Here is a 12000-nt window from a genome sequence, read left to right as displayed (position 1 = left end):
AAATCTTAAGAGAATGTTTAAGATTCGCTGTTCCAGCCCAAGGTTTAGACGACAAGAGTCATCCCCGAGCGCTTACGCGGCAGTTGTAAGGCAGCTTCTGCCATCGCAGGGGCTGACTGTGCGGGTTCTACGGGGCGAATGCCTGGAGGACGGTAGGGGAAAGGATGAAACACCAACGGCGTGTCCGGCAGGATGCGCCGTTGGTGTTGGATGGCGGTCTTACTCGGCGGCGCTGGCCGGTGCGGTATGCGGAGCCTGTCTGCGCGCCAGGCAGAAATACAGTGCTCCGGGTGCGGCCAGGCCGATCAGCCAGGAAATGTCCACCTGGTTCAGATAGGGCAGCAGCGGCCCGCTGTAAAAGCCCGTGGCGATGAAGGGCAGTTGGGCCAGCAGGCCGAACGCGTAGCAGCCGACGCCGATCTTGTTCCAGCGGCCGTAAGCGCCGTCGGGGTCGCTGAGCGCGGGCAAATCGTATCGCTCCTTGCTGATCCAGTAGTAATCCACCAGATTGATGGCGCTCCACGGAGTAAAGAAGGTCAGCAGAAACAGGATGAAGGATTTGAAGTGCCGCAGAAAGTCGGCCTGCGCCGCCAGCGCTATCCAGGTGGACAAGCCGACGATGGCCAGCACGAAGATCAGGCGCTGGGCCTGGCCCATCCTCGCCTCGCGCTTGAAGCCGCTGACGATGGTGGCCAGACACATGAAGCTGCCGTAGGCGTTCAGCGTGGACACGGTGATCTTGCCGAAGGCGATGCTGAAGAACAGCCCGCCCGCCATCGCGCCGCCGCCGCTCAGGCCCACGATGTAAGCCACTTCCCGGCCGGCGAACGGCTTGCCGACCAGCGCGGCGGCGAGCACGCCCAAGCTCATGGCGATCTGCGCGCCGAGCACCGAGCCGCCGCCCACGCAGAGAAAGGTGCGCAGCGGGGAGGTGGCGCTGGGCAGGTAGCGCGAATAATCGGCGACATAGGGGCCGAAGGCGATCTGCCAGGACGCGGACAGCGATACCGCCAGCAGGAAGCTGTCCCAGGCAAAGCGATGATTGCGCAGCAGCGGCGCGATGTCGTTGACGCTGAGCAGGCGCGCGAACAGATAGGTGAAGGCGACCAGGCCGAACACGCTGGCCACCCGCCCCAGCAGATGGATCATCCGGTAGCCGCAGACCGCGAAAACGGCGATGACGGCGGAGAAGATCAGGATGCCGCTCTCGCGGCTAAGCCCGGCCAACTGGGCGATGGCCTGTCCGGACAGAATGGTGCCGGTGGCGTTGAAGCCGACGTAGAGCACGCAGACCAGCGCCAAAGGAATGGTGGCACCCTGCACGCCGAACTGCACGCGGCTGGAAATCATTTGCGGCAAACCCAGTCGCGGACCTTGCGCGCCGTGCAAGGCCATCACCGCGCCGCCCAGCAGCTGGCCGATCAACAGGCCGATCAAGGACCAGAACACATCGCCGCCCAGCACCACCGCCAGAGCGCCGGTGATGACGGCGGTGATTTGCAGATTGGCGCTGAACCACAAGGTGAACTGACTGAGCAAGCGGCCGTGGCGTTCGTTTTCCGGAATGAAATCGATCGCCCTTGTCTCTATCAGGCGGGTTGGCGGTTTTGCCAGCATGACGCTTCTCCTCAGGAAACATGGGGCCGGGGCAAGGCGCGCCGGCGGGGTGGGCGGATTGCCGTTCCGTTCATGACGTTTGACTCTAAGTGCGGGCGCAGGACAAGGTCAATCGAAAACTGAATGTGTTAACTTGAACGGCTTTTGGCCGCCCGCGGCGAGCCGGCTTGCCGCGGATCAACTGGCGGCGGGGGCGCTCCGGGCATACTGGAAACGATTGATGGCCGCCGCTGGGCGGCTTTTTGGTTTTGGAAGCTGTTCACGATTCGCGACGCATTGGCGACACGGCGTTGAAATGCGCATGAACCGCGAGTTCATCGCGTTTTTCCGCCGCAAGGCCTGGCTGCGGCTTGGCTTGGGCGACGTCGAACAGGCGCTATGGAGGGAGCGGTAAATGATTGCGGTGATCGGTGCGGGAATGTCCGGCCTGGCCTGCGCCTGGCAGTTGCGCCGGCGCGGCCTGGACGCGGTGGTGTACGAGGCGTCCGGCAGGGTGGGCGGCAAGGTGCTGAGCCTGGACCTGGCGCCGGGCTTGATGGAGGCGGGGCCCAATACCTTGCTGGTGGACGAGGGCTTGCGGCAATGGCTGCTGGAGCTTGGGCTGACGCCCTTGTCGCCGGTGCCGGGGCCGCAGCGGCGTTTCGTGCTGCGGCACGGCCGTTATTGCGCCTTGCCCGACGGGCCGGCCGCGCTGCTGGCCGCTTCCTACTTCAGCTGGGATGCCAAATGGCGTCTATTGAGCGAGCCCTGGCGTCGCTCCGCGCCGGCGCAGGCGGAAACGGTGGCGGCTTTCTTCCGGCGCAGGCTGGGCGACGAAGTGCTGGCTACCGTGGTGGACCCCTTCATCGGCGGCGTGTTCGCCGGCGATCCGGAAGAATTGCTGATGAGGGAGTGCCTGCCCGCGCTGGCCGCCGCGGAGCGGGAGGCCGGCTCGCTGGTCCTGGGCATGTGGCGGCGTTGGCGGCGCGGCGAGTTGCGGCGCAAGCGGATGTGCACGCTGGCGGGCGGCTTGTCCAGCCTGGCCGAGCGGCTGGCGCGCGATCTGGACGTGAGGCTGGGCTGTCCGGCGCTGGGGCTGGAGCGAGCGGGCGAGGGCTGGCGGGTGCTGACGGCGGAGGGGGCGCAGCCGGCCAGCGCGGCGGTGCTGGCCTTGCCGGCGCCGCAGGCGGCGCAACTGCTGCGGGCCTGCGAACCGGAATGGGCGCGCGCCTGCGCGGCGTTGCCCTACGCGCCGCTGACCGTGGTGGCCACCGTCGTGGCGGAACAGGCGCTGCGCCGGCCGTTACAGGGCTTCGGCGGACTGCATCCCGTCAGCGAACAGGCCTTGGCCTTGGGACATTTGATGTCCAGCCGGATTTACCCGCACACGGCGGCGCCGGGCTCGCGGCTGGTGACCAGCTTCATCGGCGGCAGCCGCCAGGCGGCCTTGGCCGCTTTGCCGGATCAGGCGCTGCTGCGGCGTTTGAACCTGGAACTGGCGCGTCTGTTCGGCCTGGAAGGCGAGCCCTTGAGCCAGCGCATCGTGCGTTGGCCGCAGGCGCTGCCGCAGGGTACGGCGGCGATGGCGGCCTTGCGGCCGCTGGCGGCGGCGGCGAGCGAGCGCGGCCTGCACGCCTGCTCCAACTGGCTGGACGGGGTGTCGCTGCCGGACTGCCTGGCCAAGGGCCGAGCGCTGGCCGACCGGCTGGCGGAGCAGGCTTTGCATTGCCGCCGATCCGACATATAACAAATCGTCGCGGACTGCCGGGCGAAAGGAGCGGGCGATGCGGACGAGTCTATGGGCGGCGGCTGTCGGAGCCTGTCTGCTGACGGCGGGCGCGGCGGCGCAGGCGCCGGTCAAACTGTGCGGGGTGGAGTGGCAGCCGTTCACCTATGTGAAGAACGGCAAGGTGGATTCCGGCATCAGCCACGACGTGTTGCAAGAGGCTTTCCGCCGGATGAACGTGCCGGTGACGATGGAGGCCGCGCCGTGGGAGCGTTGCCTGCGCGGGATCAAGACCGGCGATTACGACGCGGTGATAGACAACGAGGTGGCGGCGCAGACGCCGCGCTTCAAGAACGTTTATTCCAGCTATCCGGTGGCGCTCTGCGTCAAGCGCGGCTCGCCGGTCAAGTCCTTCGACTGGAAGCTGGTGCAAGGCCAGGCGGTGGGCATGGTGCGCGGCTACACCTATACGCCGAAAATCCTCAGCTACCCCAACTGGAAGCTGGAGCCCAGCAACGACGAGGATCAGCTCTATGCGATGCTGACCGGCGGCCATCGTCAGTTCGTGTTGTGCGATGTGTGGGGCGCGTCCCTGCGGCCGAATGTGGAGATTTTGCAGCCGGTGATAGACCGCACCGATTTGTCGCCCAATTTCAGCGCCCGGCAGGCGGCGCTGGCGGCGCGGCTGGACGCGACGATAGGCGATTTGATCCGCGACGGCAGCGTGGAGCGCATCTACGCCAAATACACCAAGCGCAAGTTCCGGGACATGGTGCCGGCGGCGGGCAAATGACGGCGGCGCGGCGCGGGGCGGGCCGGCGGGAGGGCATTTCGCCGGCCTTTTTGATTTGCCGCCAACGGCTTGGCTTTGCGCGGGGGGCGCTAGGCGGTAGAATCGGCCTTTGACTTTTCACTTTGCTCACCACGTCTATGCTTACCTTCCAGGAAATCATCCTCACGCTCCAGCACTATTGGAACCGCCAGGGCTGCGCCTTGCTGCAGCCCTACGACACCGAAGTGGGCGCGGGGACTTCCCACACCGCCACCTTTCTGCGGGCGCTGGGGCCGGAGCCGTGGAACGCGGCCTATGTGCAGCCGTCGCGTCGCCCCAAGGACGGCCGTTACGGCGAAAACCCCAACCGCCTGTTCCAGCATCATCAATTCCAGGTGGTGTTGAAGCCGTCGCCGTCCAATATCCAGGAACTGTACCTGGGCTCCCTGAAGGAGCTGGGCCTGGACCCGACGGTGCAGGATATCCGCTTCGTCGAGGACGACTGGGAAAACCCGACGCTGGGCGCCTGGGGCCTGGGTTGGGAAGTGTGGCTGAACGGCATGGAAGTGACCCAGTTCACCTACTTCCAGCAAGTGGGCGGCCTGGACTGCAAGCCGGTGCTGGGCGAGATCACTTACGGCCTGGAACGCCTGGCCATGTATCTGCAGGGCGTGGAAAACGTCTACGACCTGATCTGGACCCATCTGCCTGACGGCCAGCCGGTCACTTACGGCAATGTGTTCTTCCAGAACGAAGTGGAGCAATCCAAGTACGCGTTCGAGCACAGCAATGTCGAGCTGCTGTTCCGCCAGTTCAACGACTACGAGGCCGAGGCCAAGTCGCTGCTGGAGGCCAGCCTGCCGCTGCCGGCCTACGAGATGATTCTCAAGGCCGGTCACACCTTCAACCTGCTGGACGCGCGCGGCGCGATCTCGGTGACCGAACGCGCCACCTATATCGGCCGCATCCGCACCCTGTCCCGCGGCGTGGCGCAGGCCTATTACGACGCCCGCGAAGCGCTGGGCTTCCCGATGTGCCGGCAGGCCTGAGCTTGGCTTGCCGCCCCGGCCGTTTCTTGACAGAGGGAGTGCGCATGAAGGCCTTTTTCGCATGCATGTGCGCCGCGCTGGCGCTGCCGGCGCTGGCCGAGCCCGCCGCCGACTGGGTGGCGTATCAGGACGGCAAGGCGCTGCAACTGGCGATTGACGGCAACTCGCTGTGGCTGGGGCAGGACGGACTGGTGCACTTCGTCAACCAGGAACGGTTCGACAAGGTCCAGTACGAGAAAAGCTACAAGCTGAAATTCAATATCCGCCGCAGCGTCGGTTACGCCGACTGCGGCAAGTACCAGTACGTGTTTGTCAGTTCCGATTATTTCGATCGCAACAACAGGCACCTGTTCTCAACCATGTTTCCAGTGCCGCGTCACGCCTGGAAATGGCAGCCCGTGTATCAGGGATCGGTCGCCGACGCCATGATGAAGGTGATCTGCGAAGCCGCCGGGTCCGCCAAGCGTTAAGTTTTAGAGTGAATATGAACCAGACATTGCTGATTGAGCTGCTCACCGAGGAGCTGCCGCCCAAAGCGCTGGAAAAGCTGGCCGCCAGCTTTGCCCAGACCATTGGCGACGAATTGAAAAAGATGGAGTTCGCGCCGGCCGACGCCGAGGCGACGGTCTACGCCTCGCCGCGCCGCCTGGCGGTGCAGCTGGCCGATGTGGCCGCCTTGCAGCCGGACCAGAAAATCACCCGAAAGGGCCCGGCCGTGGCCGCCGGCCTGAAGGACGGCCAGCCCACGCCGGCGCTGGCCGGTTTCGCCCGCTCCTGCGGCGTGGAAGTGTCCGCGCTGTCCACGATGAGCGACGGCAAGCAGGACGTGTACGCCTACGAGAGCGTCAAGCAGGGCCAGCCGCTGGCCGCGGTGCTGGCCGAGGTGGTGGCGCTAGCGCTGAAAAAGCTGCCGGCGCCCAAGCTGATGCGCTGGGGCAGCCTGGACGTGCAGTTCGTCCGCCCGGTGCACGGCCTGATCATGCTGCACGGCGACGCGGTGGTGCCGGGCGAGGTGCTGGGCCTGCAAAGCGGCCGGCACACCCGCGGCCATCGCTTCCTGTCCGAGGGGGAGGTGACGGTGGCCAAGGCCGACGCTTACGCCCGCACCCTGCATGAGTCCGGCAAGGTGGTGGCCAGCTTCGACGCGCGCCGCGAACTGATCCGCCACAAGCTGGCCGAGGCCGCCGCCCGCCTGAACGCCACCATCGCCGCGCCGGAGGCCTTGTTCGACGAGGTGACCGGCCTGGTGGAATGGCCGGTGGTGCTGGAAGCCGGCTTCGAAGCCGAATTCCTGCGCGTGCCGCAGGAATGCCTGATCCTGACCATGCAGCAGAACCAGAAGTATTTCCCGCTGCTGGACGCGTCCGGCAAGCTGATGAACCGCTTCCTGCTGGTGTCCAACCTGGAAACCGCCGATCCGTCCTTCATCGTCGGCGGCAACGAGCGCGTGCTGCGCGCGCGTCTGTCCGACGCCAAGTTCTTCTTCGAGCAGGACCAGAAGGCGCGGCTGGACAGCCGTTTGCCGCGGCTGGCCAATGTGGTCTACCACAACAAGATAGGCTCGCAGCTGGAGCGCGTGGAGCGCCTGCAGAGCATCGCCGGCGCCATCGCCCATGAGCTGGGCGCCGACGCCGCGCTGGCTGCCCGCGCCGCCTATCTGGCCAAGGCCGATCTGGTGTCCGACATGGTGGGCGAATTCCCCGAGCTGCAGGGCGTGATGGGCATGTACTACGCCCAGCACGACGGCGAGCACGCCGAAGTGGCCGCCGCCATCGAAGGCCATTACCACCCGCGCTTCGCCGGCGACACGCTGCCGGAAGGCAAGATCGCCACCGCGGTGGCGCTGGCGGACAAGCTGGAGACCATAGTCGGCATCTGGGGCATAGGCCTGATCCCCACCGGCGACAAGGACCCGTTCGCCTTGCGCCGCGCCGCGCTGGGCGTGGTGCGCATGGCGCTGGAAGCGGACCTGGACCTGAGGGCGTTGTTGAACATCGTCGCCGCCGCCTTCCCGGCCGGCAAGTTGTCCGCCGCCGTGGCCGACGAGGTGTTCGGCTTCATGATGGACCGCCTGAAGAACTTCCTCGCCGCCGATTACAAGGGCGACGAGATCGACGCGGTGCTGGCGCAGGCGCCGAGCCGGCTGGTGGAAGTGCGCGCGGTGCTGTCCGCCGTGGCCGCGTTCAAGGCGCTGCCGGAAGCGGCTGCGCTGGCCGCCGCCAACAAGCGGGTGAAGAACATCCTGAAGAAGGCCGAAGGCGAAGTGGGCGCGGTGAATCCGGCGCTGCTGAGCGAGGCGGCCGAGCAGGCGCTGTTCGCCGCCGTCGAGCAATTGGCGCCGCAGGTGGACGGCAAGTTCGCCGCCCGCGACTTCGCCGCCGCGCTGACCCAATTGGCCTCGCTGCGCGCGCCGGTGGACGCCTTCTTCGACGGCGTGATGGTGATGGCGGACGACGCCGCGGTGCGCAACAACCGCATCGCCTTGCTGGCGCGTCTGGCCGGCTTGTTCAACCGCGTGGCGGATATCTCGCTGCTGGCGGAGTGATCCGATGGGGCGGCCGCGGCCGCCCCGGCGCTCTAGACGGGGAAAACCGTGAAACTAGTCATTCTCGACCGCGACGGCGTGATCAACGAGGACCGCGACGATTTCGTCAAATCGCCGGCGGAGTGGGTGCCGATCGAACACAGCCTGGAGGCGATCGCCAATCTGACCCAGTCCGGCTGGCGCGTGGTGGTGGCCACCAATCAGTCCGGCATCGGCCGCGGCCTGTTCGACATGCAGGCGCTCAACGCCATGCATGAGAAAATGCACCGGCTGGTGGGCCAGGCCGGCGGCCGCATCGACGCGGTGCTGTTCTGTCCGCACGGCCCCAGCGCCGGCTGCGATTGCCGCAAGCCGCTGCCGGGCATGGTGCTGGAGATAGCCGAGCGCTTCAATGTGAAGCTGGACGGCTTGCCGCTGATCGGCGACAGCCGGCGCGATCTGGAGTCGGTGGCGGCGGTGGGCGGCTTGCCCATCCTGGTCAAGACCGGCAAGGGCGCCAAGACGCTGGCCGACGGCGAATTGCCGGCCGGCACCCTGGTGTTCGACGATTTGTACGACGCCGCGGAATATCTGATCGATTCCCGCGAACGTTGAGTTCAGAAAAGGATAGTGTTCCAAGCATGCTGAGTTTATGGCTTCGTAACCTGCTGTACTGGCTGGTGCTGATCGTCATCACGCCGCTGTTCTTCTTCCTGCTGCTGCTGTCCGCGCCGCTGCCGCGCCGCGCGCGCCACGTGTTCGGCGTCAGCTGGGCCCTGAGCCTGCTGTGGATGCTGGAGCACGTGATCGGCCTGAAATACAAGGTGCTGGGCGCGGAGAACCTGCCCGCGCAGCCGTCGGTGATCTGTTCCAAGCACCAGTCCGGCTGGGAAACGCTGGCCTTGCAGAAGATCTTCCCGTGGCAGGTGTATGTGGCCAAGCGCGAGCTGACCTGGATTCCGGTCTTCGGCTGGGGCCTGGTGCTGATGAACCCCATCATCATCAACCGCTCCGACCGTGCCAACGCCAACCAGCGTCTGCTGGAACAGGGCCTGGAGCGCAAGCGCCACCGCTTCTGGATCACGGTGTTTCCGGAAGGCACCCGTACCAAGCCGGGAGCGATCGGCAAGTACAAGCTGGGCGCGGCGCGCATGGCCAAGCAGTTCGATATGCCGCTGGTGCCGGTGGCTCACAACGCCGGCGAGTTCTGGCCGCGCAACGCCTTCCTGAAGTATCCCGGCGAAATCACCGTGGTGGTGGGCAAGCCCATCGTGCCGGGCGAAGAGCTGGGGCCGGAGGCGATGATGAAGGAAGCCGAGCAGTGGATCGAGGCGCGTCAGCGCGAGATCGGCGGCGTCGGCCCGTTCGCGGACGCGGATGAAAAGCGCAAGCGTCTGGCTGCGTCTGCCGCTGCCTGACGGCGAGGTGGACGTGGTGCTGACCCGGCGGCCGCGCAAGAGCGTGGGCATCCGGGTCAGCGCGGGCAGGGTGGAGCTGGTGGCCCATCCGGCGGTCAGCGCCGCCCGCCTGCGCGAAGTGTTGCTGGAGCGTCGCGACTGGATCGCCGGCCATGTGGCGCGGCAAAGACAGGCGCGGCGGCAAGCCGACGATCTGAGCCAGCTGTGCTGGCGGGGAGAGGCCCTGCCCATCGTGCTGGCGGCCGGCGCGCGGCGCACGGCCAGGCTGAGCGCGGACGGTTTGATTGTTACCGGCATCGGCGACGGCGACGCGGCCGCCTTGAAGCAGGCGGTGCGCCGTTTCTTCAAGCGAGAGGCGGCCTTGCGTTTTCCGGCGCGGATGGCGGAACTGGCGCGCGGCTGCCGGCGCCAGCCCAGCGGCCTGCAGTTGTCGTCGGCGCGCACGCGCTGGGGCAGTTGCACCGCGGCCGGGATGATCCGCTTGAACTGGCGCTTGCTGCAAGCGCCGCCGGCGGTGCTGGACTATGTGATCGCCCATGAGCTGGCCCATCTGGAACACATGAACCACTCGCCCGCCTTTTGGGCGGAGACCGCGCGCCTGTACCCGGACTGGCAGGCGGCGCGGCGCTGGCTGAAGCTGCACGGCGCCGGGCTGTTCCATTTTGATGAATCACAAGGAGAAGAATGATGCGTTTACTGCACACCATGTTGCGCGTGGGCAATCTTGAGCGCTCGCTGGCGTTTTACCAGGAAGTGCTCGATATGAAGTTGCTGCGCCGGCAAGACTACCCGGACGGCCGCTTCACCCTGGCCTTCGTCGGCTACGGCGCGGAAGAAGAGCAGACGGTGCTGGAGCTGACCCACAACTGGGACACCGAGTCCTACGAACTGGGCAGCGGCTACGGCCACATCGCCGTCGAAGTGCCGGACGCCTACGCCGCCTGTGACATGGTGCGGGCCAAGGGCGGCAAGGTGAGCCGCGAAGCCGGCCCGATGAAGCACGGCACCACGGTGATCGCCTTCGTCGAGGACCCGGACGGCTACAAGATCGAGTTCATTCAGCGCTGAGCGGCGTTGTCCGCGGGACTTTGAACCGGTTCTAACCCAGGGCCGGCGGCACGGAGCCGCCGGCCTTGTTTCATCAAATGCTTAATTAGCGTGGCAATCGCGCAAAACGCTTGGTTCCGATGCCGGTTTTCCTTGTCCGGACTGCCAGAGTTATGGGACGATGTAACGCTTTGTAACCATTTTGGCCCCAAGCGGACGCGCCGCTCCCGCGGAGACGAGATTCGCTGAGGTCTGATATTAGAAAGCGTCAGCGCAACGGCATCCGGCTGCCGCGTCGCTTCAACAATATCGCCGGAATCCACACTTTGCATAGCCTGCCCAAGCCAGACTTGACGCAGGCGATGGCGCTTTTATCAATGGGCGTCATGCCCCTCGGGAAGATAGATGACCAAAACACTCTTTAGCGCCGCCGCGCTGGCCCTGCTGCCGGCGCTGGCGCAAGCCGCCGAACTGGACGGCGCCACGCTGAGCCTGGCCTGGGGACTGCCGTTTGCCGGCATTTTGCTGTCCATCGCGCTGTTCCCCATATTCGCGCCGGGCATCTGGCACCATCACTTCGGCAAGATCACCGCGGTCTGGACCGTGTTGTTCCTGGCGCCCTTCGCCGTGGCCTACGGCCTGGGCACCTCGACGGCGCTGATCGTCCACGCGCTGTTCGCCGAATACATTCCCTTCATCGTGCTGCTGTTCTCGCTATACACCGTGTCCGGCGGCATTCTGGTCTGGGGCTCGCTGCACGGCTCGCCCAAGCTCAACACCGCCATACTGGCGATAGGCACCGCGCTGGCATCCATCATGGGCACCACCGGCGCGGCGATGCTGCTGATCCGCCCCTTGCTGCGCGCCAATGAAAAGCGCAAGCACAATGTGCACGTGGTGGTGTTCTTCATCTTCCTGGTGGCCAATATCGGCGGCGGCCTGACCCCGCTGGGCGACCCGCCGCTGTTCCTCGGCTTCCTCAAGGGCGTCAGCTTCGGCTGGACGGTGCAGCACATGGCGCTGCCGGTGCTGGTGTTGTCGCTGGCGCTGCTGGCCATTTTCTACGCGCTGGACAGCTATCTCTTCAAGAAGGAAGCGCAGGCGGGCACGCTGCCGGAAATCGACCGCTCCAAGGACAAGCCGATCAAGCTGCACGGCAAGCGCAATCTGTTCCTACTGGCCGGCATCGTCGCCGCGGTATTGATGTCCGGCATCTGGAAGCCGGGCGTGAGCTTCGACATCATGGGCACGCAGGTGGAGCTGCAGAACATCATCCGAGATCTGGCTCTGATCGGCCTGGCCTTCGCCTCGCTGTGGATCACCCCCAAGCAAGTGCGCGCCGGCAACGAATTCAACTGGGATCCCATCCTGGAAGTGGGCAAGTTGTTCGCCGGCATCTTCATCACCATCGGCCCGGTGATCGCCATCCTGCGCGCCGGCGCCGACGGCCATCTGGCCGGCCTGGTGCACATGGTGTCCGACGCCAACGGCCAGCCGGTCAACACGATGTATTTCTGGATGACCGGCATCCTGTCCAGCTTCCTGGACAACGCGCCCACCTACCTGGTGTTCTTCAACCTGGCCCACGGCGACGCTCAGGTACTGATGGGCCCGATGGCGGACACCTTGCTGGCGATCTCCATGGGCGCGGTGTTCATGGGCGCCAACACCTATATCGGCAACGCGCCCAACTTCATGGTCAAGGCCATCGCCGAACACCGCCATGTGAAGATGCCGAGCTTCTTCGGCTATCTGGGCTGGTCCTGCGTCATCCTGCTGCCGCTGTTCGTGCTGATGACGCTGATTTTCTTCTGAGTCAGCCGCCTCTCGTGAAAAAGCCCGCTGTCGCGGGCTTTTTTCATGACGGG

Annotated in this window: 12 protein-coding genes; 11 read left to right on the top strand and 1 reads right to left on the bottom strand. The window is 65.8% G+C overall.

Going from position 1 to position 12000, the window contains the following annotated elements:
• Window positions 1-219 precede the first annotated feature (219 nt).
• Window positions 220-1617 (bottom strand): cytosine permease, encoded by a 1398-nt coding sequence (locus tag VK98_RS16390; RefSeq protein WP_048415046.1) that lies wholly within the window; start codon window positions 1615-1617, stop codon window positions 220-222.
• Between the two features lie 133 nt (window positions 1618-1750).
• Between VK98_RS16390 and VK98_RS23820 the strand changes: the two genes are divergently transcribed.
• The 11 genes from VK98_RS23820 (at window position 1751) to VK98_RS16340 (ending at window position 11947) form a co-directional block, all read left to right on the top strand.
• A complete protein-coding gene (locus tag VK98_RS23820) occupies window positions 1751-2011 on the top strand; it encodes a hypothetical protein (RefSeq protein WP_156187907.1) in 261 nt (86 codons plus the stop codon).
• Window positions 2012-3343, top strand: coding sequence for a protoporphyrinogen oxidase (gene hemG, locus VK98_RS16385; RefSeq protein WP_082159074.1), 1332 nt, complete (start codon window positions 2012-2014; stop codon window positions 3341-3343). It abuts the gene before it with no gap.
• 37 nt (window positions 3344-3380) lie between these two features.
• On the top strand, window positions 3381-4115 hold the full coding sequence (locus tag VK98_RS16380; protein ID WP_048415044.1) for an ABC transporter substrate-binding protein: 735 nt from the start codon (window positions 3381-3383) through the stop codon (window positions 4113-4115).
• A 137-nt stretch (window positions 4116-4252) separates the two neighbouring features.
• A complete protein-coding gene (gene glyQ, locus VK98_RS16375) occupies window positions 4253-5143 on the top strand; it encodes a glycine--tRNA ligase subunit alpha (protein WP_118266665.1) in 891 nt (296 codons plus the stop codon).
• Between the two features lie 44 nt (window positions 5144-5187).
• Complete coding sequence (locus VK98_RS16370; RefSeq protein WP_048415043.1) at window positions 5188-5613, top strand: surface-adhesin E family protein; 426 nt, start codon at window positions 5188-5190, stop codon at window positions 5611-5613.
• Between the two features lie 14 nt (window positions 5614-5627).
• Window positions 5628-7688: a glycine--tRNA ligase subunit beta gene (gene glyS, locus VK98_RS16365; protein WP_048415042.1), complete on the top strand. Its 2061-nt coding sequence runs from the start codon at window positions 5628-5630 to the stop codon at window positions 7686-7688.
• Window positions 7689-7736: 48 nt separating this feature from the next.
• Complete coding sequence (gene gmhB / locus VK98_RS16360) at window positions 7737-8282, top strand: D-glycero-beta-D-manno-heptose 1,7-bisphosphate 7-phosphatase (protein ID WP_019103520.1); 546 nt, start codon at window positions 7737-7739, stop codon at window positions 8280-8282.
• Between the two features lie 26 nt (window positions 8283-8308).
• On the top strand, window positions 8309-9085 hold the full coding sequence (locus tag VK98_RS16355; RefSeq protein ID WP_048415041.1) for a 1-acyl-sn-glycerol-3-phosphate acyltransferase: 777 nt from the start codon (window positions 8309-8311) through the stop codon (window positions 9083-9085).
• Window positions 9045-9773 carry a M48 family metallopeptidase gene (locus VK98_RS16350; protein ID WP_231589304.1) on the top strand — a complete coding sequence of 243 codons (729 nt, stop codon included), beginning with the start codon at window positions 9045-9047 and terminating at the stop codon, window positions 9771-9773. The genes VK98_RS16355 and VK98_RS16350 overlap by 41 nt, the downstream gene beginning before the upstream one ends.
• Entirely contained in the window at window positions 9773-10153 is a 381-nt protein-coding gene (gene gloA / locus VK98_RS16345) for a lactoylglutathione lyase (RefSeq protein WP_048415040.1), read from the top strand. The genes VK98_RS16350 and gloA overlap by 1 nt, the downstream gene beginning before the upstream one ends.
• A 384-nt stretch (window positions 10154-10537) precedes the next feature.
• Window positions 10538-11947 (top strand): sodium:proton antiporter, encoded by a 1410-nt coding sequence (locus VK98_RS16340; RefSeq protein WP_048415039.1) that lies wholly within the window; start codon window positions 10538-10540, stop codon window positions 11945-11947.
• The last annotated feature ends 53 nt before the right edge of the window (window positions 11948-12000 follow it).

This window comes from Chromobacterium sp. LK11, assembly GCF_001043705.1.
Classification (GTDB): Bacteria; Pseudomonadota; Gammaproteobacteria; order Burkholderiales; family Chromobacteriaceae; genus Chromobacterium; species Chromobacterium alkanivorans.
Note: the sequence above shows the minus strand (reverse complement) of the source record. Positions and strands in the feature narration are given on the sequence as shown.

Excerpts from the sequence above, each read along its gene's own strand:
- VK98_RS16390 (WP_048415046.1), bottom strand. The coding sequence starts at position 1,617 with ATGCTGGCAAAACCGCCAACCCGCCTGATAGAGACAAGGGCGATCGAT.
- hemG (WP_082159074.1), top strand. The coding sequence starts at position 2,012 with ATGATTGCGGTGATCGGTGCGGGAATGTCCGGCCTGGCCTGCGCCTGG.
- VK98_RS16380 (WP_048415044.1), top strand. The coding sequence starts at position 3,381 with ATGCGGACGAGTCTATGGGCGGCGGCTGTCGGAGCCTGTCTGCTGACG.
- glyQ (WP_118266665.1), top strand. The coding sequence starts at position 4,253 with ATGCTTACCTTCCAGGAAATCATCCTCACGCTCCAGCACTATTGGAAC.
- VK98_RS16370 (WP_048415043.1), top strand. The coding sequence starts at position 5,188 with ATGAAGGCCTTTTTCGCATGCATGTGCGCCGCGCTGGCGCTGCCGGCG.
- glyS (WP_048415042.1), top strand. The coding sequence starts at position 5,628 with ATGAACCAGACATTGCTGATTGAGCTGCTCACCGAGGAGCTGCCGCCC.
- VK98_RS16355 (WP_048415041.1), top strand. The coding sequence starts at position 8,309 with ATGCTGAGTTTATGGCTTCGTAACCTGCTGTACTGGCTGGTGCTGATC.
- VK98_RS16350 (WP_231589304.1), top strand. The coding sequence starts at position 9,045 with ATGAAAAGCGCAAGCGTCTGGCTGCGTCTGCCGCTGCCTGACGGCGAG.
- gloA (WP_048415040.1), top strand. The coding sequence starts at position 9,773 with ATGCGTTTACTGCACACCATGTTGCGCGTGGGCAATCTTGAGCGCTCG.
- VK98_RS16340 (WP_048415039.1), top strand. The coding sequence starts at position 10,538 with ATGACCAAAACACTCTTTAGCGCCGCCGCGCTGGCCCTGCTGCCGGCG.